Source organism: Dyadobacter luticola, from assembly GCF_005860805.1.
In the GTDB taxonomy this organism is placed as follows: domain Bacteria; phylum Bacteroidota; class Bacteroidia; order Cytophagales; family Spirosomataceae; genus Dyadobacter; species Dyadobacter luticola.
In genome coordinates this window covers 892,535-914,033 of record NZ_VCEJ01000002.1, presented here as the reverse complement: position 1 = coordinate 914,033, position 21,499 = coordinate 892,535, and the positions used below count along the sequence as shown (strand labels likewise).

Here is a 21,499-nt window from a genome sequence, read left to right as displayed (position 1 = left end):
CAGCGTCCCTATATTTGCAACTTTTTGTAGAACCTGATTAAAACCTTATGTGGAATAAAATAGCAACTTACATTATCCGGTACCGGCTGCTGTGGGTTGCATTAGTGTTAGTGTCAACCGTCTTCATGGCTTTCGAAGCCAGTAAAATTGAGCTCTCCTACAATTTTGCCAGAATCTTGCCTTCCAATGATCCCGTCGAAAAGGAGTATCAGGATTTCCGAAAACTTTTTGGGGAAGATGGCAGTGTGATGGTGATCGGCTGGCAGGATCCGCAGCTTTTTGAGATTAATAAATTCCGTGACTGGTGCAAGCTATCGCAGGAAATCAAGAATACGGAAGGCATCAAGAATGTGCTTTCAATCGCGAATGTTGCGAAAGTTGTCCGGAATGATAGTCTAACCCGGTTCGATTTTCAGCCGGTGATCAAGGAAATCCCGACTACACAGGCAGAGGCTGACAGTCTCAAAAAAGAAATTTTAAACCTGCCTTTTTATGAAGGTTTGGTCCTCAACAGCAAAACCAATGCGACGCTTATCGTCGTGACATTCAATGATAAAGAACTGAATTCCAAGCGCCGGCTGACTATTGTCGATGACATTGAAAAGTTGTCGGAAGAATTTGCCGTCAAGTATAAAACCGACCTGCACTACTCCGGCATGCCCTACATCCGGACGGTAAACATGAAAAAGATTTCCGGCGAAATGGAGCTTTTCATGGGATTAGCAGTATTTGTTACATTACTGATCCTTTGGGCGTTTTTCCGCTCATTCCGACTCACATTATTATCTATCATCGTAGTGCTGATCGGCGTGGTTTTCTCTGTCGGTATCCTGCATTTATTTGATTATAAAATCACCGCATTAACCGGACTGATCCCGCCCCTGCTCATTGTAATCGGGGTGCCGAATTGTGTTTTTCTGATCAATAAATACCAGGCTGAGCTCATTCTGCACAATCGAAAGGACGAGGCTTTAAGGGAAATGATCCGGCAGATCGGCTTGTCGACCTTCCTGGCGAATATGACGACCGCGATTGGTTTTGGGGTGTTTTATTTTACAAATAGCATCCTGCTGGTAGAATTTGGCGTTGTGGCGGCGATCAGCGTTATGGTTACGTATGTGCTCTGCCTGGTACTGCTCCCGATCACACTACATTATATGAGTGTGCCGAAAGCGCGACATTTAAAACATTTGGAAGGAAAATGGGCAATCGGATTTTTGCGTAAAATCGACTTTCTGGTGCACAACCGCCGCCGTGAAATATACATTGTCATGGTGATCATGATCATCGTTTCAGCCTTTGGGATGACCAAAATCCAAACGATCGGATATGTGGTGGACGACTTGCCGAAGAAGGACGTCGTATACACTGATCTGCGATTTTTCGAGAAAAACTTCAACGGTGTATTGCCTTTCGAGGTGATGGTGAATACCAAACAGCCCAATGGTGTTTTCGCCAATCAGGCGCAGACCCTGTACAAAATCAAGGCTTTTCAAAACGAAATGGCCAAGTTTCCCGAGTTCTCGAAGCCGCTCTCGGTGGTGGAGGCTTCGCGCTTTTTGTACCAGGCGTATCGTGGCGGAGATTCCAAATATTATGCACTGCCCGGCGTGCTGGAACTGAACAAAATGAACAGTTACATCCAGGGCAACCAGGGCGCAAATAAGCAAATTAATGCGTTCTTGAGCGAGGACAAAAGTACCACCCGGGTGAGTTTTCAGATGGCGGATGTAGGTTCTGAGCGCATCAAGGTGTTGATGCAAAAGATCCGCCCGAAAGTGGATTCCATTTTTAATCCCTCAAAATACAAGGTAAGTCTCACGGGCCACAGCCTCGTGTTCCTGAAAAGCAATGATTACCTGCTGTCAAATCTGTATGAAAGTCTTCTGATCGCGATTGCGCTGATTGCGATTGTTGGTATGGCGCTTTTTCGTTCCGTACCTATCATTCTGCTTTCCAAACTGCCCTGCCTTATTCCGCTGGCATTAACGGCCGGGATCATGGGCTATTTCGATATTTATTTTAAACCAACTACAATCCTGATTTTCAGCATTACATTCGGGATCGCCTCAGATGGTACGGTGTACTTTTTAACGAGATACCGCGAGGAACTTTACAAAAATGGCCTGACGCCCTCGGCAGCGGTAACCAAATCGATCTATGGTACCGGGCTCAGTATGATCTACACGGCGGTAATTCTTTTCTGCGGCTTCTCCATCTTCTCGGCGTCGAGCTTCGGCGGTACTGCGGCGATGGGTGTGATGGTTTCGATTACATTGCTGGTGGCAATGTGTACCAACCTGATCCTACTTCCTGCATTACTTCTATCGATTGCCAAGAGGCAAGGGAAAGAAGTGAAGCCTGAATAAAAAGCATTGGATATCGCATGAAAAAGGCCGGCTGAAAATTTATCAGCCGGCCTTTTTCGCTTTCAGCATTCTAAGGTATTTTATCAAAGCTTTGGTCCATCCACTCTTCCGGAATGTCGTCGAGTGCCTGTTTCAGCTTGTCGGCCCAGATTTCCGAGATTTCTCGCAGGTCTTTTTCTTCGTAGCGATGCTGGACGATTTTGAAACTGTCTTTTTTATATAAAACCACATCAATCGGAAAGCCCACATCATTGTTACTGACGCGCGTGGAATCGAAAGAGAGAAACCCGGCTTTCAGCGCCTGCTTCATGGTGGATTCTTCATTCAAAACCCGGTTCAGTATCGCTTTTCCCTGACCAGAATTTCCGATAATCACGTAGGGAGAACCTTCGTCGAGCTCTACCCAGTTTCCTTCCGAATAAAGCAAAAACAGCTTGTGGTCCTCATCTTCCCGCAGCTGGCCGCCGACAATCGTGTTCAGGTTAAACTTAAATCCGGACTTTTCCAGGTTGGCCCTGTCCTCTTCGGCAACCCGCTTGATTTGTTCACCAAAGGCATTTACAGCTTTGTAAAGCCTGTCGTAAACCGCGCCATCATTGATCAGTTCTTCAAAATAATGTACCGCCTTATCCCGCACCGACCGCAGTCCGCTCGTCATGATGAACATGGAATAATTGTCCTTCTGGGTGACGTACATTTTCCTTTTTACCGTGGTATTGGTGCCTGCTGTGATTCTTGTATCGGCAATTGCTACCAACCCTTCTTTCACTTTTATTCCTAAACAATAAGTCATTTTTTTTCTTTTAAAACTCCGGAAGAACATTACAAATGTGCTGCAAAGCATTTCCGGCAAATACGCAAAACAGCCTCAAAAGTACCAAATTGAGCAATGGATCAGGTATAAAAACGGGTTTTTCATGATAATTTTTTGAAATTGTTAGACATCACCAGCTTCAAAATGACACGGCGAGTCGATCCAAAACAGCCGATTTATGGTATATAAGCGTATGAAAACAATCACACAGATTTTCGCATTGTTAATGTTGCTGTCAAGCTGCAAAAGCTCACCGGATCCTGCAAAACCCGGAAATAACGATACAGGCAGCGGCCTGACTTACCTTGCGCTCGGAGATTCTTATACCATAGGTGAAAGCGTTTCGAAGGAAGATCGCTGGCCCATGCAGCTGGCCGCCGCGCTCAGAGAAAATGGTGTAGCTGTGCAGGAGCCTTATTTTATCGCAAGAACGGGCTGGACGACCAAAGACCTGCTCGACGGAACCCAAAATTACCATCCGGATAAACCTTATGATGTGGTTTCGCTGCTTATCGGTGTGAATAATCAGTATCAGGGACGCAGCATAGAAGAGTATCGTTCACAATTTCACGATCTGCTGGTCAGAAGCATCGGGTACGCAGGTGGAAATGCGGAAAAGGTTTTTGTTTTGTCCATCCCGGATTGGGGCGTCACGCCTTTTGGTGAATCTGTCAGGAAAAGGACCGCGAAGGAGATTGACAATTTTAATAAGGTAGCGAAAGAGGAATGTGACAAGGAAAAAATCCTTTTTATCAACATTACCGACATCTCACGCACCGCATTGAACGATGTGTCCATGGTTGCTTCAGACAATCTGCATTTCTCGGCAAAAATGTACCGGCTTTGGGTAAACGAAACCATTCCGGCGATTAAACCTAAAATCTAACCGGTTTATTCGGTAATGATAAAGTTGAGCATGCCGGGCAGTATCTCGATTTCGATGTCAACCGGCGCCTCAATTTTAATCCGCTCATCATCAACATGCAGGTCTTTCCAGTCCGTCATAATTTTAACATGCTTTGCGTGGATGGTGGTAAAATTAAAGTCATGTACTTCGCCATCGATATGGCTTTGCAAAAATGATTGAAAACGTTTCCGGTGATCTTCCGTCACCAGCACCACTTCAAATTCGCCATCACCAGGATCAGCATTAGCAGCCAGCACCAGATTTGGCCCGATGGACCTGATATTGAGCACTTCCACCATCAGAAAATTGCCGGTATGCTCCGTACCGTCTGCGATGATGGTGCAGGGTTTCGCCTCATATTTACTCACCAGGTCGCACAAAACGTTCCTGGCAACATTCAGCTTTTCAGGGACCGTTTCCCCGAGATGCTCAGGCGGCACTTTGCCCATTTCTTTCATCAGCTTTGGAAAAATCCCAAGTCCGAGACCTTCCAGAAAAAACAGGTCGTCGCGTAGGCCATGGACTTTGCCAACATCCATTGGTTTCAAATGATAGTGGTGCCAACGCTGGATGATGCTTTGGGCCTCGCCGTCTATGCCCAGCGCGCAGGCAATGTTGTTGGCAGTTCCATGCGGAAGCAACGCCAGCGGAAATTGTTTGTCCAGCAACTTTCTTTTCATCAATGCTTTGGCCACGCGGCGCACCGTCCCGTCACCTCCTGCGATTGCCAGAAAATCGGTATCGTCTTCAAATTGATCCCAGCCCTCCTCTTTTACCGACGCGTAAGCACATCCGAAACCTTCGCCTTCTATGAGCTTAATAAGTTGCTTTTTACTGAAATCGTTATCTCCCGCAGTGGGATTGTGCAAAAGAGCGGCCTTTTTCATACAGTGATTTTTAGCGTACCATCAGTTTTATAAAAAACATACCAGGCATAATTTTATTAGCTCCCCGGGAAATCAATGATTCATGCTATGAAAATCCTGGTAACAAACGATGATGGAATATACAGTCCTGGCATCGCTGCGCTAGCCAAAATTGCGGCAAGGTTCGGGGAAGTAAAGATCGTGGCGCCTGATGTGGAGCAATCCTCTATGGGTCACGCAATTACCGCCTCGCGGCCGCTTTCCTATAAAAAATCACCGATCGATTTTGACGGTATTGACGCCTATCGCGTCAATGGTACGCCTGCCGACTGCGTGGCTTTGGGCCAGCATTTATGGGATAAACCGGACGTGGTGCTGTCGGGTATCAACATGGGGCCGAACCTGGGAAATGCCATGTGGCACTCGGGTACATTAGCGGCAGCGAAGCAGGCCGTACTATTTGGAATAAAAGGTATTGCATTGAGCACGCCGACCGAAATCGAGCCGGATTTCACTGCACTAGATCCTTTTGTTGAGAAAGCTTTGAAGCTGATCTTTGAAAACCCACATTTGAACCTGGTCAACGTAAACTTCCCGCCCAATCCGCAGGGTGTACGCTGGACCCGGCAATCGGTGCGGCTTTATGACAATAAGATCGTCCCCGCGCTTGACCCGATGGGCCGCAAACATTACTGGTTTACCGTAGTACCGCTGGAAGCTGCGGAAGAAGGTACCGATCGCTGGGCGATTGAGAACCAGTTTGTATCGGTAACCCCGCTGCGCCTCGACCTGACCAATGAAGATGCGTTGATGAAAGCGCAACTTGCATACCCGGTGGCAGAGTAGATACGTTTTTTGATTACCTTTATGCGTAAATCGCCACCAGGCGAAATGACTAATTTACTCATACGGCTCCTTGATTACTTAGATCCTGCCAGAACAACTAAACATTGTGAAGGCGGGATTTTTTATGAAGTCTTTGCAGAGGTTTTAAGGGGTAGAATGGTACAAATGCAGTCTTATCCCCGGGCAGCCATTTTTTCAACCATTTTCCTGAATCCAAGAATTCACCAAAATCCTCGCTATGAAACAAACTGACAATGGGAATTACCGCTGGGTCATTTGCGGATTACTTTTTTTTGCCACCACAATCAATTACATCGACAGACAAATTCTTGGATTATTAAAGCCAACCCTGGAAGTAGAATTCAACTGGACGGAATCGGATTATGCCGACATCGTCATGATTTTCGCGGGCTGCTACGCGCTGGGCTACATTGTTTTTGGTAACATTATTGATAAAGTAGGCTCCAAAATGGGCTACATTATCTCCATCATTATATGGAGCGTCGCTGCAATTGCGCACGCTTTTGTGAAAAGCACATTGGGTTTTGGAGCGGTACGCGCGGTTTTAGGTTTGGGTGAATCTGGAAATTTCCCGGCGGCGGTGAAAGCTACGGCGGAGTGGTTTCCCAAAAGAGAGCGCGCACTGGCGACCGGTATATTCAACTCCGGTACCAGCATCGGAGCCGTGTTGGCGCCCATTATGGTACCCTGGCTGCTAGGGACTTACGGCTGGCAGGAAGCATTTCTGATCACGGGTGCGCTGGGTTTCATCTGGCTGATCTTCTGGTGGATTTTCTATGAAATCCCCTCCCGGCACAAAAAAGTTACGCCCGAAGAATATGCCTACATTCACAGCGATAATGAGGCAGGTGATGGTGAAAACCAGGCGCCCATTCACTGGACAAAGTTGCTTCAACTGCGCCAATCGTGGGTTTTTATTATCGGTAAATTCCTGACGGACCCGATCTGGTGGTTTTTTCTGTTCTGGCTTCCCTCCTACTTCGCGACCACATTTGCCCTCGATTTGAAAAAGCCAAGCTTGCATTTGGCTATCGTATATTCTGCTACTACATTCGGCAGCATTGCCGGTGGATATCTTTCTTCCTATTTAATCGGGAGAGGCTGGCAGCCGCTGAAAGCCCGGAAGGTAACCATGTTGATTGTGGCATTTCTGGTGCTACCGATCATTCTTGCGCAGTTCGCTACCAATGTGTGGGTAGTGGTCGGGATCATCAGTGTGGCGACTGCCGCACACCAGGCTTGGAGTGCCAACATTTTTACAACGGTCTCGGATATGTTTCCCAAAAGAGCGGTGAGTTCTGTGGTAGGTATTGGCGGTATGGCCGGCTCGCTGGGGTCCACGTTTTTCCCGCTGCTGGTGGGCGCGCTGCTAGACTATTACAAAGGTCAGGGCAACATTGGTGCGGGGTACAATATCCTGTTCACAATCTGCGGGCTCGCTTATTTTTTAGCATGGGGTATCATTCATTTTTTGACCAAAAATATGAAACCCGTTGAAGAATCGTTAAAAGTCTTATAGTCTGATTAACAGGCTGATCTATTCTACTAATTTTTGCAGAGCTAAATCCTGAAATGAAAAAGTACCGCTATCCTTTTCTCTTTCTTGCTGTTTCTTTCACATTAGTTTATTGTAAAACAAACAAGCAGACAACCGCCGGGCAGACGACGTCAACAACCGCGGAGGTAACAAAGCAGGAAATTCCGGCAGCCGGCACACCCGGCAAATCGCCCTTTATCCCCGCCGGAAATACCATCGCCAAAATGCAGGTGGAGGACGGTTTCGAGGTAAAACTCGTGGCCTCCGAACCGCTGGTAAGCTCTCCCGTCGCCATGGTTTTTGATGACAAAGCCCGGATGTGGGTGGTGGAAATGACGGGTTATATGCCTGATACAATTGGTACCGGCGAGGACATTCCAAACGGTAACATTGTAATCCTGGAAGACAAAAACAAAGATGGCGTGTACGACGACCGCAAGGTAATTATCGATTCGCTGGTTTTGCCAAGAGCTATTTGTTTGATAGAAAATGGTATCCTCGTAGCTGAGCCGACAAATTTGTGGTTTTATGAAATCAAAAATGATGTGGCTGGAAAAAGAACATTGGTCGACCCGAAATACACCGAAGGCGGCAATGTGGAACACCAGCCAAATGGTCTGCTGCGTGCGATGGACAACTGGATTTATAATGCAAAATCGGACAAACGTTACCGGAAAGTAGGCAATAAATGGTTGATCGAACATACGCATTTTCGCGGCCAGTGGGGAATTTGCCAGGACAATTACGGAAGACTTTATTACAACAATAACTCCCAGAATTTGCTGGGCGACTATTTTCCGGCCGGCTTGGGCGCGTGGAACAAAAACCAGCGCACAGTGGCAGGTTACAATGAAAAATCAGTAGCCAACAACAAGGTATACCCGCTGCACCCGACGCCTGGTGTAAACCGCGGATATATGAAGAACATTCTCGACGATAGCCTGCGGCTGAATGATTTCACTGCAGCAGCCGGCCCGGTGATTTATCGGGGTGATCTATTTGGCAAACCATTCGATTTCAATGCGTTCGTGCCGGAGCCTTCGGCCAATTTGATCAAAAGAAACATCATTGATGAAAAAGGGTACGTCGTGAAAGGCGAGCAGGCTTACAAGGGAAAAGAATTTCTGGCAAGCACCGACGAGCGTTTCCGGCCGGTGAGTCTTTACAATGCTCCCGACGGAGCGATGTACATTCTGGATATGTACCGCGGGATCATCCAGCACAAAACATATCTAACGCCTTATCTGAAAGATCAGATCGGAAAAAGAAATCTTACCCAGCCACTTTCCGCTGGTCGGATTTACAAAGTGGTGCCAAAAAAATCCAATGCAAAACCCGTCATGATTCCAGACGGTGCAAATGATCTAGTCAAACTGCTGGGACATTCAAATGGCTGGGTCCGCGACCGGGCGCAGCAAAAGCTGATCGACGGAAAGTATAACCAGACGGTACCTGCTTTGCGGGAAGCATTGAAACAAACTGCCAATCCCCTACTCGCCATCCACGCGCTCTGGACTTTGGAAGGCTTGAATTCTTTGAAACCAGAGGAAGTAATCTCCTGGCTCAGACAAAGTAACTGGATGTACAAAATGCAGGGCCTGTACGCTTCGGCCACTTTGATGACGCCGACTTCTTACAAGCAGTTCGCTTCGAACTTCGAAGGGATGATTGCGGAAAATGACACGCTATCAGCGCCTTACATTGCCTTGAACTGTTACAGCCTCGCCAAATTTGACACCACCGTCTCGCAAAGCTTGCTGACCAAACTGGCGACTAAATATCCGAACAACCGCTACGTGTCGGATGCCGTCATCAGCAACATGCAGGACCGTGAAGAGTTGTTCCAAAATAACATCACCGCATCGCTTGGCAACCCGGATTTGCTTTTGAATAAACAATTGCAGAAAGTAATTGCTGGTGTCAAAAGCGCGCAGGGCAACCGTAACCCGGATATGTTGAAAAAACAATTCCCGAAAGGTGAAGCACTTTTCACCTCGATCTGCCAAACCTGCCACGGCCCCGACGGCGGTGGCGTACGTTCCCTGGCGCCGCCTTTGAACCAGTCGGAGTGGGTGACCGGTAACAAGGATAAGCTCATTTCCATCGTACTTTTCGGCTTGACCGGCCCGGTGAAAGTGAATGGTCATGTATACCAAACTCCCGAAGTGAGCGGGGATATGCCTGGCATCGGGTACGACAAGGATATGCCGAGCGAAGACATTGCGCAGCTGCTCAGCTTCATCCGCAAATCGTGGCGAAATAACGGAGATAATGTGAGCACCGAGGAAGTACTAAAAGTGCGCACAAAGCTCACAGGACGTGAGAAAGCATTCACTGAGTCCGAATTAAACGGTATCTGACAATCGGCCAATCGCCGCAAAATGGCATTTTGGATGGCATCGCAATGCCATCGCAATGGCATCTCATGCCGTCGCAATGGCATCTCATGCCGTCGCAATGGCATCTCATGCCGTCGCAATGGCATCTCATGCCGTCGCAATGGCATCTCATGCCGTCGGCTTAAGCCGACGGAAATAGAAAGAATAAGAAAAAAACAATAGGGTAATGTCACAAATCTGAGACATTGCCCTATCTTTGTTTTACAGATATGAAAGACACCGAGCAAGATATCATCGATTCAGCGATTCTGATCTTTAATGAAGATCTGTCTGCACCTTTGGAAAAAGTGGCGGAGCAGGCCCAGACCACGCGCCGGACGTTGCACCGGTATTTCAAAGATCGGAAAGAATTGATGGATTCGTGCCAGAAGGAAGTGCGCAAAACCTGCCATGCTGCCATGCTGAAAGCTTACAATAGTTCTGACGATCCGATGGAAAAGCTGGAAAGAATGTTTTACGCCGGCGTCGACTGCGGCACCAAACATTCGTTTCTGCACAAGCTCCATACCATGCACGACCATTCGCACCAGGCTGGGAACGAGGAATGTTCAGGTTACGATAACACTTTTCACGTCTGGAAATCGCATTTGCAATATTTGCTGGAAACCGGAAAAATTAATCCTGTCCTGACATTGGACTGGATCCATCATTTACACCACGGAATCGTGGCGGCTTCTATCGCTACGCAAACTGCACGGAAAATGCCGGATGCCGAGCTAAAAAAGCTGGCGTGGGTTTCATTTAGCCGGGCAATTAGTATCTAAAAAAAATTTATCCAACCATGTCTCACATTTGAGACAAAATTAATTTTTGATTATGAAAAATGACTCTCCATTTGAAGTAATTATTGTTGGCGGAAGTTATGCAGGATTGTCCGCTGCATTGGCACTGGGCCGCGCACTCAGGAATGTGTTCATCATCGACAGCGGCGATCCCTGCAACAAACAAACGCCACACTCCCATAACTTCCTCACCCGCGACGGAGAAACGCCGGCGGCCATCGCCGAGGCAGCATTGAAGCAGGTACTCGCCTACCCCACTGTCACCATCCTCAAAGATAAAGTCACGCAGGTAACCGGCACGAATAATGATTTCACTGTTGAAACCGAAAGCGGCAACCGCGCCAAAGCCCAAAAAATCCTTTTCGCCACCGGCGTCCGGGACATTATGCCACCGATACCGGGTTTCGCGGAATGCTGGGGCATCAGCGTGATACATTGCCCCTACTGCCACGGTTATGAGTATCGCGGACAAAAAACCGGGATCCTTGCTAATGGTGAAACAGTGCTGGAAATGGGTAAACTGATCCGCCACTGGACGGAAGATGTAACCATTTTTACAAATGGCGCAGCGACTTTTGACCAGGATACCAGGGAGAATTCGCTGGCTATGAACATTGTGATCAACGAACACGAAATCCAAAGCATCAGGCACGACAGAGGTTATTTGAGCCAACTCAATTTTACAAACAATACTTCGGAGCAACTCACGGCTTTATACGCCCGCCCCGCCTTTGTCCAGCATTGTACTATCCCGCTGGAACTGGGTTGTGAAATCAATGAAAAGGGACATCTCAAAGTAGACGAAATGCAGAAAACCAACATTCCCGGTATTTACGCTGCGGGAGATAATACCATCATGTTCAGAGGAATATCCATGGTCACTGCCGCCGGGACGAAAGCCGGGGCGATGATGAATTTTGAGCTAATCCATGAAGGGTAACATTGAAAAATCAGGGCTTGCCGGGAATCGACGCCGGGTGAGCCACTATTTTTTTATCTGAATGTTGGCTTTGAAAAAACTTTCGTAAGTCGTCTTTACTGCCTCTTTCCCATAAATCCTTTCCAGCCGCCGCACGGTAAAATGCCCCCGCGCCATTTCCTGGAAGTGATTGATAAAAATGGTATTGATGAGTGCGCCGCCGGCAGCGCCTATTGCCGGGATCGCCTGGGCGGCTACTTTTTCTGAAATCTGCAAGCCAAAACGCTGTGCAATGCTGGCAATAAACCGGACAAATGCCGGAGAACCTTTGTCGGATAAAGTTCTGGTCACATACCCCACCACTTCCGAAACCGAGGTAACAAGCGACAGCCGCACCGCATAATATCCGCTCTCGGAGTGATCGTCTTCAATGCTTGTCCCGCCAAGTGCGAACACTTCCAGACAAGCCAGCTTGGTCTCAGCATCGGCAATCGATTCGCCCTGTGAGCGGGCAATGTCCGCAATCGACCGCAACATGATCGTGGTAGATACCGGCAGCTCAACCGCCAGCGCTGCAAATCCAAAAAAGCCGCCTACGCCGCCGGAAACTGCCACACCTACCTTGTGCAAAACATTCGAAGCCTTCCCTCCGGGCTTATCTTTCATCGTAAAAATCGCGGCATCCGAAGCCTTTATCAAAGCCGTCCGCGTAATGTCGCCAACCTTTTCGTTCCAGTTTTTAGGGAGTAAATCGAGTGCTTTCTGGATCGGCATACCAATAAAATTAGTGATTTTGGCGGCTATACCCGGATTTTCCAGGGTTAACATTGCCTGACGCAATTCTTCCAGGTGATTGTCGGTCATTTCTTTTTGCATGGCTTATCGTTTTATTCTTTTCCTGTGAGAATCCTCACCGGCCCCAGCAGACCCGATGGCACTAGTTGCCACCAATCCTGGATCGTAATGTTGGTTTTGGTAAACCGTTTTTCCTGCGGCTTGCCCCGGTCGCCGATCAGCCGGTTGCGCCAGGTGTTCACCACTTCTACTTCCAACTTGTTATCTTTCTCTTTTAAAATACCTTTTACATTGACCCTCAGCGGCGGCGCCCAAAGAATTCCAAGGTCTTTTCCGTTTAAAATGACCTTCGCGATACCGATATCCCGCACTTCTCCCAAGTCCACAAAAACCGATTCTGAACTAGCTATGCTACTATTCACGTCAAATGTTTTGGTGTAAACTGCTTTGCCGGAATAAAACTTAATGCCCTCCTCATTCCGGTCCGTCCAGCTGGCCAGCTCGTTGAAAGTAGCATTTTCCGGCCCGCCCCATTTCGGATCGAACACAACCTGCCAGGTACCGTGCAATGTTGTCTCAGGTTGAAGTTGCGGATAGTTGGTCGGCAATGTTCCTTTCTGATCTTTCGGAATGTCATCTTTAAAAACCACGAAAACAGAACCGTAAGGATCTAATTCCAGGTCTATGAATGTGCGGCCGTTTTCCTGGGTAAAAGATTTGGCAGGTCGCGTCTCGCCAGTCACTGGGTTCCAAAGCTCCGGCTGTTTGCCCATGATCCTAAATGCTGCGCGGATTTTTGACGCCGCTTTATTCTGGCTGCTGATAAAATAGAAATTTGCATTTCCGGAAGCCCTGTGAATAAAATCATATTTGCTACCCGGCTCATGATCCACTATTTCCAGATCATCCGCAATGCCCGAAGACCTCAGATAATCAGCCGCCGTCTTCCCCCAAACCACTTTTCCTAAACCCACTTTTCGCTCGCCCGCTTTTTCAGTCACATTACCCCAAAGCGCATCCGCAATCGATTTCAGCTTCGATTCGCTGCCAGGATATTTGACAAGACTCGCAGTAGTGCCGGGTTTTTCGCCAATCACCGTCGCACCGGCTTTCACCAGCGTCTCCACTTTTTGCATCGCGGCCATGGAAAGCGTTTTATGATTTGGTAAAACCAAAACCCGATAAGAAACACCGTGCGGCAATGTGATGATACCGTTTTTTACTTCCAGCGCCAGCAGCCGGTCCTCATTAATCAGGTCATAATCATAACCCGGCATCGCGCCTGCCGGATCATCCTCCTTGTACCGGCCAATGTTAGGCGAATGGTCGCCGTAATAATAAAGCACATCCGCCACTGAAACGCCGGTTTGGTGCATGTAGTGACAGCGGGTTAAGTACTGGATAAATGCCGTCGAATAATTCCACCAGGTAACCTGCGGATTGAAATGCGTCCCGGCAAAATATTCCTGGCCGGGAATGCCCATTGCTTTCGGTGAAGCGGTGAATGTGTGCAGATAAACCAGGTTCAGCCCGGCGCAGAATTCGTGGTCGGCGCTAGGCTTCATATCCGACCACATTACATCATTCCAATGCGGCCCGATGGTCGTAAATGATTCGGCACCAACCAATTGTTTGTTATAAATCTTCGCTGCACTCGCTGCCTGTTTCACAAAAAACCGGTCGATCGGTCGCGGCCTGTGCGGCGATAGCGACCAGAATTCGCTCATCATGATTTCACTGTAACCATAATTTTTTAGCCCGTCAAAAGGCCCCGCGTGCGGCCCGGCGGATTCTGGCTGGATACCGATCCCGTATTCCCGCGCTCTTTTTGCAAATGTTCCGTAATGTTTCTCGGCGATCAGATCGGCCAGCGTCTTTCTTAAATCAGACAAAAATCGGTTACTGACTTCCCGGTTTTCAATAATTTTTCCAGCCAAAACCGATAAGTACGGGATCGGGTCATAGCCACGGCGTTTCAGAAATTCTTTCTCAAAACCCTCAGTCCAATTCATGCCGCCCGCTTCAAAACTATCCGTTTGCAGGTATTTCAATGTCTTCCCCGCCATCGGTCCGATCGCTTTCAAGAGTGGGTCCACATTCGTATCCCAATACCGGTTAAAGTTCTTATCGCTCAGATAATCAATCACATGTCCTTGCCACTTGCCGCTGGAAGTCGATACTTCCGCGGTAGTGGGCGTGTAGCCGATGCGCAGGATTGTCCACTCGCCTGCCGGCGCTTTCCAGTTTAGTTTTCCATTTTCGAAATAGCGGGTAATGTTAATGACCTGCTTCAAAGTAGCATCCTCCTCACCAGCAGTTCCGGCAATATCTGCAAGCAAGCCTCGCGTTTCAGGCGCCGAGCCACCTACCTCCCGCATCGCAGCTTTATTTTCAAACTCCCTGATCGGCAGACGATTGGTAAAAGTCTTGGCAGGAATTGCCAGCACAGCAATGTCGCGGTAATAATCGAACCTTACCTTCGGCAAAGACAAGTCTTGCTGAATCTGTGCACCACCTCTGACTTTTGTTTCCGAAATGACGACCTGCTTGGCAGTTTCGGCTGGCGTAATGTCCGGCCCGCCCAGATTCCATCCACTCTGAATGCTCATCGACATCACAAGTCCCAGTCTGTCAGCTTGTTTGATTGCGTGAACATATAATTCCTTCCACTCCGGCGAGCCAAAAAGAGGCCCTTCGGGGACCTGCGCATTATTCCGCTGTTCGGCTCCACCCGCATCAAAAATACAGGCGCCGCTGAAACCTTTGGCCTTCATTTCTTCCAGGTCGCGCGTGATGGTCTCTTTATCAATGTTGCCATTCAGCCACCACCACCAGCAACGGATTCCATACTGGGAAGGCGGATTTTGAAATACCGCATTTTCAATAATGGCGGTGCTGCGCTGGGCTTGCACATGGTCATTGGTACCATTCACCTTCACAAGCCTTTCCTGCGAGAGAGCCGGATGTGAAAGAACCGTCAGGAGCAACAAGACGAACTGAAAGTTTTTTAGCATTTCCTAAAATTTTAATCTAAAATGTCGCCTCCAAAATGATCCTTTTGAACGGATAAAAAACGGGGTGCGCGTGAAACCTTGAATCCAAATGCTGTTTGTAGGCTTCGATAAATTGTTCGCGCATTTCACCGTCCAGTCTTTCGACGAAAGGTATCAAAGCCGTCCCCGAAACCCAGTCGAACAAGGCATTCGAATCCTGCAAAATCAGGGGATATATTTTTTCAAAAACAGTCATCACGCGCGCGCGGTTTTGAAACAAAATCCTGGCATAATCGTCGATTTCCAAAACAGGCGATTGGCGGACATACCCTTGCAAAGCTTCCGAAAACGGCTCTTGTGCAGCCAGTTCGTTCAACATTATGTTGGATACATTGTGGTTTTGCGCCGGCATCTGGATGAGCAGCTGCCCGCCCGGCTTGATCATCGCAATGATCTTCGCGAAAAGCGACTCGTGGTCCTCCACCCACTGTACCGCCGCATTAGAAAATACGAGATCAAATTTTTCCTCCCGCCCGACCTGCTCCTCAATCGACCGCTGGATAAAACCCAAATGTTCACCTGCAAAGTTTGAGCAGCCTGCAAGCATTTCGGACGAAGAATCAATGCCGAGTACCGAACAATCGGGCATGGCATCGGCCAGTTTTTTGGTCAACTCACCGGTGCCGCAGCCGAGGTCAATAACTGACATGCCGGGCCTGGTTTTCGCCAGCGCCAGCAAATCATAAAACGGCGTAAACCGCTCAGATTTGAATTGATTATAGGTATCGGGATTCCAGGCCATTTGTTGAAGTTTACTTAAAAAAGAAACATCCCCGCAATTCTAACATTGCAGGGATGCCTAGTTTGTTGATGTTTGTAAGATTCGTCTGCCTGTTCCGGCATCTAATTGACGCTCAATTTATTGTCGTTCTTTCTTTTTCTTCGAGTTATCTACAATTGCCCCGGTACCAGCTCCGACGCCAGCGCCGATGAGGCTACCAATCAATGCGCCTTCGCCATGTTTTTTATTGACGATCGCCCCGGTGATCGCGCCGGTTCCTGCTCCTACTACCGCACCTTTAGCGGTATGGCTCCATTTGGTTTTTTTCTTGGAAGTTGCTACCGGAGCAGCGCTGGTTGCTGACGCGACCTGTTGATTTTCCTCCTTCAATCGTTCCTCACGCTCAGCCATTACGGCCTTCATGGAATCAACAACCGCCTTTTTCTGCATCGCTACCTTCATCGAGTCAATGGTAGCCTGCTGTGCTCTTAACGTTTCTTCTTGTTGGTGTGAATTACTGTTACAAGCGCTCAAAAAAACGACCGCACATAACATTGACATAATCGATTTCATCTTTTTGTTGGATGGTTATACGCAAAAAAGAAATAAAATCGTGCCAGTGGGGTTGTTTCTAGACAAGAGAATTGTCTTCGATGTCCCAAAAATTATTCACCGAAGTGAAAAGGAAGTTCGCTGCTCGCAGAAAGCAGATTTTAGCATTGCCGGATCGGTACTTTTCCCGATATAAGCGCCCCCTGTAGCTTTGTTATTACTTGATAATGCTTGTTGCTTTGTCAATCTCACTGGTAAAATTTTTCAAAACTTCGCTGATCCTCCCTATCCCTTCCTCTGCTTCGGCCCAGTTTTTCTGCTCGATTGCTTCGCGGATCATGGGTAATGTTTTAACGCCATAACCGGTGTAAAAGCCCGGCGCGTAGATCTGGTGGCGGTACCACGGGCGTTTGGGGAGGCCTTTTTCGTTGATCAGGAATCTCTCGGTTTTGTAAATGATCTGGTTAACCTGCGCCAGCTTTTCTGCTGGAATGTTCTCGGATTTTGCCAAAGCTTTGGTGTAAGCATCGGCGCTTTCCTGCAATTGTGTCAACGCATTTTCCAGGGGCGCGAAATTAAGATAAGGTGCTACTGGCATGGATTTGAAGATTTGCTTCGGCTCTTTGGGATCCGCTACCGCCTCGAAGCGACCTTCCGCCAGCAACTTATTGTGTTCCTCGGCTGTGGCCCGGCTCGTTTCCAGAAGCTTTTTTACGTCCGCGGCATACATACTCACCGTGTTGGAAAAATTGCCAAACTCAAAAGGCAATATCTCTGCATTTGCGAAGCGCAGGATCGAGCGCCCGGCCGTTTTTGAGAGTGCGATGCCATAGGAAAAATCTGCATCCTTGAAACGCACATAATCATCATAAGAGTCGAAAATGGTATGGTAATCACCACCATCATCCTCGCCGCCAAAACCCAGATTGAGCGACGCAATACCCAAATGCTGGATAAAGGGTGTATAGTCCGAACCGGAACCCAATGCGCTGATCCGCAGATCGGTACGGCTGCGGGCTTCCTGTCTGGCCGTCGGGTTACCGTCGACGATCATTTTTGACCGCAAACGTTCCAGCACGCTTGTACCTTTCTCAGGATCAGTCACATCACGACCAACCTGGTTGATAAATTTCTCCAAAGTATGCGAGCCACCCGCACTAAAATATCCCCGACCATTTCCATCGGAATTGACATATACCACGGCTTTTTCTTTCAAAACATCCTGGTATTTCTCCACCCATTCCGTCGAGCCGAGCAGGCCGGGCTCTTCGCCGTCCCAGAAGCAATACACCACGGAACGTTTTGGTTTCCAGCCGGTTTTCAATAATTCTCCCAGTGCCCTGGCCTCTTCCAGCTCTGCCACCGCGCCGCTTACTGGATCAGCCGCACCAAAAACCCAGGCATCGTGGTGGTTGCCGCGGATCACCCACTGGTCGGGAAATTCGCTGCCTTTAAGCGTACCAATCACATTGTAGCAAGGCACAATGTTGAAATTAAAATCCAGCTTCAAATGCACTTTCGCCGGTCCGGGGCCAATGTGATAAGTAATCGGCAAAGCACCCCGCCAGGCCGCAGGCGCTACCTGGCCACCCAGCGCTTTCAGCAGCGGCAGCGCATCGGAATAGGAAATTGGTAAAACCGGGATTTTCATCATCGCGGGTGCCTCTTCCACCGTCAGGCGTTTTTTGTCGCCGGTGGCGTAAAAACCGTTGGAAAGCGGATCACCAGGCGCCTGGGGAAGGTCTACTACGGAGCCGCGCTGCGCACCGGTCTCATTTTTATAGGCACCTTTCGGATACACATCTCCCTGAAAATAACCGTCTTCCTTCGGATCGGAATAAATAATGCAGCCGATCGCGCCTTTTTCGTACGCAACTTTTGGCTTAATTCCCCGCCACGAGTTACCATATTTGGCGATCACGATTTTGCCTTTTACGTCGATTCCCATTTTCTCCAACTCCTCATAATCGGCGGGAATTCCGTAATTGACAAACACCAGCTCGGCAGTCACATCACCGGCCGCCGAGTAGGCATGGTAGGGCGGCAAAACGTCTTTGGTTTGAGACGAAGTCGCGTCCTCTTTAAATGGTTTTTCGAGTAATGTTGCCTTGAACTTGGTCGGCTCTACGAGTTCGACTACCCGTAATTTGGGCGTAGGAAAAAGCACATGCACCGTGTCAATTTTTGCTTCAAAACCCCAGGAAGCCAGTTTATCCTTTATGAACAAAGCATTTTTCAACCCATAAGCGGACCCAACCTGATGCGGATAGGCGGTCATGAGCTTCATCCACTCTTTCAGATTATTGGCTTGAAGCTGCTTGTCGAACGCAGCTTCAAGATCAAATTCTTTTTTGGTTGATTCCGATTTAAAACCGAGAAGTTGCTGTGCATTGGCTCTGATCGTGCACGTTGCGATGGTCAGCAGAAAAACGAAGGAGGCTTTTCGGAAGGAATGTTTCATCAGGAAGTTTAGCGTTAGGACTTCCCAAGATAATAATTTGCAGGTAAATGCCTTATTAAAACTGCCCTACATTCTCCAAACCCCTTTTATTCACTGCTCCAAGATTTCTGCAGGCTACATGTAAATTATTCCTCAGCGATACGCCCAAGCTTTACCTTCCCGTCAGCCTCATAGGTACTGACGATCACACCTTTATCAGAAACAACATTTTTGGTCAGCTTGAAATTACCCGGCACTGCCGCGCCTTCGAAAAGCCTTTTTCCCTTGCCCAACACGACCGGGTAGAGCCAAATATTCATCTGATCGATCAAACCATTTTGTAATAAAGTCTGGACAAAATTACCGCTGCCCCAAATTTGCAGATCAGGTCCGTCGGTTGCTTTGAGCTCTTTAATTTGTTCGAGTGTATCTCCATTTAACAAAATCGTGTTGCCCCAGCTGGTTTCGGTCAGCGTTTGGGTTGCCACATATTTTTTAATGCTGTTGAATTTGTCCGCGATCGGCCCGCTTTGAAAAGGCCAGAATGGTTCCCAGATTTTGTAAGTTACCCGACCCAATAATAAATCAAATGGCTGTTCAAGGGTCGCCATCACCGTTTTTCCGGTCACCTCATCCCCAAAGGGGGCCGACCACCCGCCCAGCTCAAACCCGCCAGAAGTATCCTCATCCGGCCCGCCGGGCCCCTGAATTACGCCATCCAATGTCAAATGCTCATTCATGATAATGCGTCTCATAGTTGTATTTGGTTAAAGGTTCGTAAATGTTTGAAATGTTTGACATTGCAAATCTACCCCCACTTTCCCAATCCGGCGGGCGCAGAAAACGACATTCATACGGGCTGTTTGCGGCAAATGCTGGAAGGTGTCTTGATTTCAGTAAAAAAACTGCTCGGAAACAATCTGCCCGTCCTGCACATGATACAGCATAATTTGCTTCATCTGCACGCGGCCGTGACCTTCTACTTCAATGTCCACTTCCCGGCCTACTGAAAAATAGTCGCCGCCGACGACAGGAGAAGTGGTGCTTGCGCTGTGGAAGCCTGTGATCTTTTTAATAAAATCTTCCCCTTTTTTCCGAACATCCGCCTTGCCTTCTGCGTACCCAAAGTAAGGTGAGTGCGACGGATCAATGCTCTTCACATCGTCCGCGAAAAATTCGTCCTGGATCTCAAACCATTTTTCCTGCTGGGCCAGCTCATCAAAGCGCGCCGCAATTTCCTGAGTTGTCATTGTTGAATGTTTAGATGTTAGGCTGCAAATTTAAACTCAAAACACCCCGCCGAAGTGGTGCAAAACAGACATTACCAAGGGCCAATTGAGACAAATAAAAACGACACCTGACAATACCTGACTACCAATGGCAACAAGTGACAATACCAATTAACCTCAAACCACACAAATCCACTTCAAATATTCCCAAATCACCTCATCCCAACTTCAACTCCATCTGAAAATTGGCCCGCTCATAAGGCGTCGGCCGGCCTGTCACTTTCTTAAATCCCAGCTTGTGATACAAACTAATCGCCGGCTTCAAAATCGTATTACTTTCTAAATAAAGGCTCTTCGCACCCAAAGACCTGGCTTTTTCAATTGCCGCATTACCCAGCAGCCAGCCGATATTCTGTCCCTGCGCCTTCGGCGAAACCGCCATCTTGGCCAACTCGAAATCACAATCCGGATCATCCATTTTAATCAACGCACAGACGCCGACTGGCTCGCCGCGGTACAATGCGACCAGAATGTGCCCGCCACGGTCCAGTATATACGAGTCCGCATGATCCAGTGATTTATAGTCCGCTTCCTCCATTTTAAAATACGTCGAAATCCACTCCACATTCAACTCCCGAAACGCCGATTGATACTTCGCTTCATAAGGCACAATCTCCACAAATCCACTTTCCCGCTGTTTTCGACGCTCGCGTACGCGCTGGAATAGCGACTTTTGTTCCAGCAAAAACTCCCACTCTTCAATCGCCTTCCAAAGATCATGGTTTGCCTCAGCCGAAAGTTCTTCCACCGCATCATTCACATCCTGATACTGATCCTGAATCTTAACAATAATCGCCTTCCCCGCCGCAGAAAGCTGCACCACATTCCGCCGCCCGTCAGCCGCATCCTTCTTTTCAATCACCAAACCCTTCGCCGCCATCTCCCGCACGATCTTGCTCACCGAAGGCTGCGAATGCCCGATTTCCACCGCTATTTCCGTAATCGTCACATCGTCCCGCTCCGACAGCACATAGAAAACCGGAAACCATTTCGGCTGCATGTCAATGTTGTAAAGATTGTAAATCGACGAGGCATCATCCGTGAATTTCGCTGTCAACATTCTCAGGCGGCTGCCTAGCGCCATCTTGCCGGTTCTTTTGAAAATATTCATTTACAAAAACTAATTACATAACTGATTATGCAAATATAAAGATGTTTTCAACTTACCTAATAATTCTTTCCATTTTTT

Annotated in this window: 17 protein-coding genes; 7 read left to right on the top strand and 10 right to left on the bottom strand. The window is 48.1% G+C overall.

Going from position 1 to position 21,499, the window contains the following annotated elements; all coding sequences use genetic code 11:
* Window positions 1-47 precede the first annotated feature (47 nt).
* On the top strand, window positions 48-2,369 hold the full coding sequence (locus FEN17_RS03875) for an efflux RND transporter permease subunit (protein WP_138363978.1): 2,322 nt from the start codon (window positions 48-50) through the stop codon (window positions 2,367-2,369).
* A 70-nt stretch (window positions 2,370-2,439) separates the two neighbouring features.
* On the opposite strand, the gene FEN17_RS03870 is transcribed toward FEN17_RS03875, so the two are convergent.
* A complete protein-coding gene (locus FEN17_RS03870) occupies window positions 2,440-3,162 on the bottom strand; it encodes a proteasome-type protease (protein WP_138363977.1) in 723 nt (240 codons plus the stop codon).
* Window positions 3,163-3,376: 214 nt separating this feature from the next.
* On the opposite strand from FEN17_RS03870, the gene FEN17_RS03865 reads away from it, so the two are divergent.
* Window positions 3,377-4,069: an SGNH/GDSL hydrolase family protein gene (locus FEN17_RS03865; protein ID WP_229208679.1), complete on the top strand. Its 693-nt coding sequence runs from the start codon at window positions 3,377-3,379 to the stop codon at window positions 4,067-4,069.
* Between the two features lie 5 nt (window positions 4,070-4,074).
* Here the strand turns inward: FEN17_RS03865 and FEN17_RS03860 are convergent, their stop codons facing one another.
* Window positions 4,075-4,977: a diacylglycerol/lipid kinase family protein gene (locus tag FEN17_RS03860; RefSeq protein WP_138363976.1), complete on the bottom strand. Its 903-nt coding sequence runs from the start codon at window positions 4,975-4,977 to the stop codon at window positions 4,075-4,077.
* A gap of 87 nt (window positions 4,978-5,064) precedes the next feature.
* On the opposite strand from FEN17_RS03860, the gene surE reads away from it, so the two are divergent.
* The 5 genes from surE to FEN17_RS03835 all read left to right on the top strand — a co-directional run bounded on the left by surE (window position 5,065) and on the right by FEN17_RS03835 (window position 11,481).
* The gene (gene surE / locus FEN17_RS03855; RefSeq protein WP_138363975.1) at window positions 5,065-5,802 is read left to right on the top strand and encodes a 5'/3'-nucleotidase SurE; all 738 of its coding nucleotides are present in this window, start codon (window positions 5,065-5,067) and stop codon (window positions 5,800-5,802) included.
* A 238-nt stretch (window positions 5,803-6,040) separates the two neighbouring features.
* Window positions 6,041-7,342 (top strand): MFS transporter, encoded by a 1,302-nt coding sequence (locus FEN17_RS03850; protein WP_138363974.1) that lies wholly within the window; start codon window positions 6,041-6,043, stop codon window positions 7,340-7,342.
* 53 nt (window positions 7,343-7,395) lie between these two features.
* The gene (locus tag FEN17_RS03845; RefSeq protein WP_138363973.1) at window positions 7,396-9,720 is read left to right on the top strand and encodes a DUF7133 domain-containing protein; all 2,325 of its coding nucleotides are present in this window, start codon (window positions 7,396-7,398) and stop codon (window positions 9,718-9,720) included.
* A 248-nt stretch (window positions 9,721-9,968) separates the two neighbouring features.
* Entirely contained in the window at window positions 9,969-10,523 is a 555-nt protein-coding gene (locus FEN17_RS03840) for a TetR/AcrR family transcriptional regulator (RefSeq protein WP_138363972.1), read from the top strand.
* A gap of 52 nt (window positions 10,524-10,575) precedes the next feature.
* Entirely contained in the window at window positions 10,576-11,481 is a 906-nt protein-coding gene (locus FEN17_RS03835) for an NAD(P)/FAD-dependent oxidoreductase (RefSeq protein WP_138363971.1), read from the top strand.
* Window positions 11,482-11,526: 45 nt separating this feature from the next.
* Here the strand turns inward: FEN17_RS03835 and FEN17_RS03830 are convergent, their stop codons facing one another.
* The 8 genes from FEN17_RS03830 to FEN17_RS03795 form a co-directional block, all read right to left on the bottom strand.
* The gene (locus tag FEN17_RS03830; protein WP_138363970.1) at window positions 11,527-12,336 is read right to left on the bottom strand and encodes an EcsC family protein; all 810 of its coding nucleotides are present in this window, start codon (window positions 12,334-12,336) and stop codon (window positions 11,527-11,529) included.
* Window positions 12,337-12,347: 11 nt separating this feature from the next.
* Window positions 12,348-15,269, bottom strand: coding sequence for a glycosyl hydrolase (locus FEN17_RS03825; protein WP_138363969.1), 2,922 nt, complete (start codon window positions 15,267-15,269; stop codon window positions 12,348-12,350).
* Window positions 15,270-15,285: 16 nt separating this feature from the next.
* Window positions 15,286-16,050: a methyltransferase domain-containing protein gene (locus FEN17_RS03820; protein ID WP_138363968.1), complete on the bottom strand. Its 765-nt coding sequence runs from the start codon at window positions 16,048-16,050 to the stop codon at window positions 15,286-15,288.
* A 117-nt stretch (window positions 16,051-16,167) separates the two neighbouring features.
* The gene (locus FEN17_RS03815; protein ID WP_138363967.1) at window positions 16,168-16,602 is read right to left on the bottom strand and encodes a glycine zipper family protein; all 435 of its coding nucleotides are present in this window, start codon (window positions 16,600-16,602) and stop codon (window positions 16,168-16,170) included.
* A 196-nt stretch (window positions 16,603-16,798) separates the two neighbouring features.
* Window positions 16,799-19,042, bottom strand: coding sequence for a transferrin receptor-like dimerization domain-containing protein (locus tag FEN17_RS03810; RefSeq protein ID WP_138363966.1), 2,244 nt, complete (start codon window positions 19,040-19,042; stop codon window positions 16,799-16,801).
* A gap of 125 nt (window positions 19,043-19,167) precedes the next feature.
* Window positions 19,168-19,776 carry a dihydrofolate reductase family protein gene (locus tag FEN17_RS03805; RefSeq protein ID WP_138363965.1) on the bottom strand — a complete coding sequence of 203 codons (609 nt, stop codon included), beginning with the start codon at window positions 19,774-19,776 and terminating at the stop codon, window positions 19,168-19,170.
* 138 nt (window positions 19,777-19,914) lie between these two features.
* Window positions 19,915-20,271, bottom strand: a complete 357-nt coding sequence (locus FEN17_RS03800) for a nuclear transport factor 2 family protein (protein ID WP_138363964.1) — start codon at window positions 20,269-20,271, stop codon at window positions 19,915-19,917.
* A 196-nt stretch (window positions 20,272-20,467) separates the two neighbouring features.
* Window positions 20,468-21,421 (bottom strand): bifunctional helix-turn-helix transcriptional regulator/GNAT family N-acetyltransferase, encoded by a 954-nt coding sequence (locus tag FEN17_RS03795; RefSeq protein ID WP_138363963.1) that lies wholly within the window; start codon window positions 21,419-21,421, stop codon window positions 20,468-20,470.
* Between the last annotated feature and the right edge of the window lie 78 nt (window positions 21,422-21,499).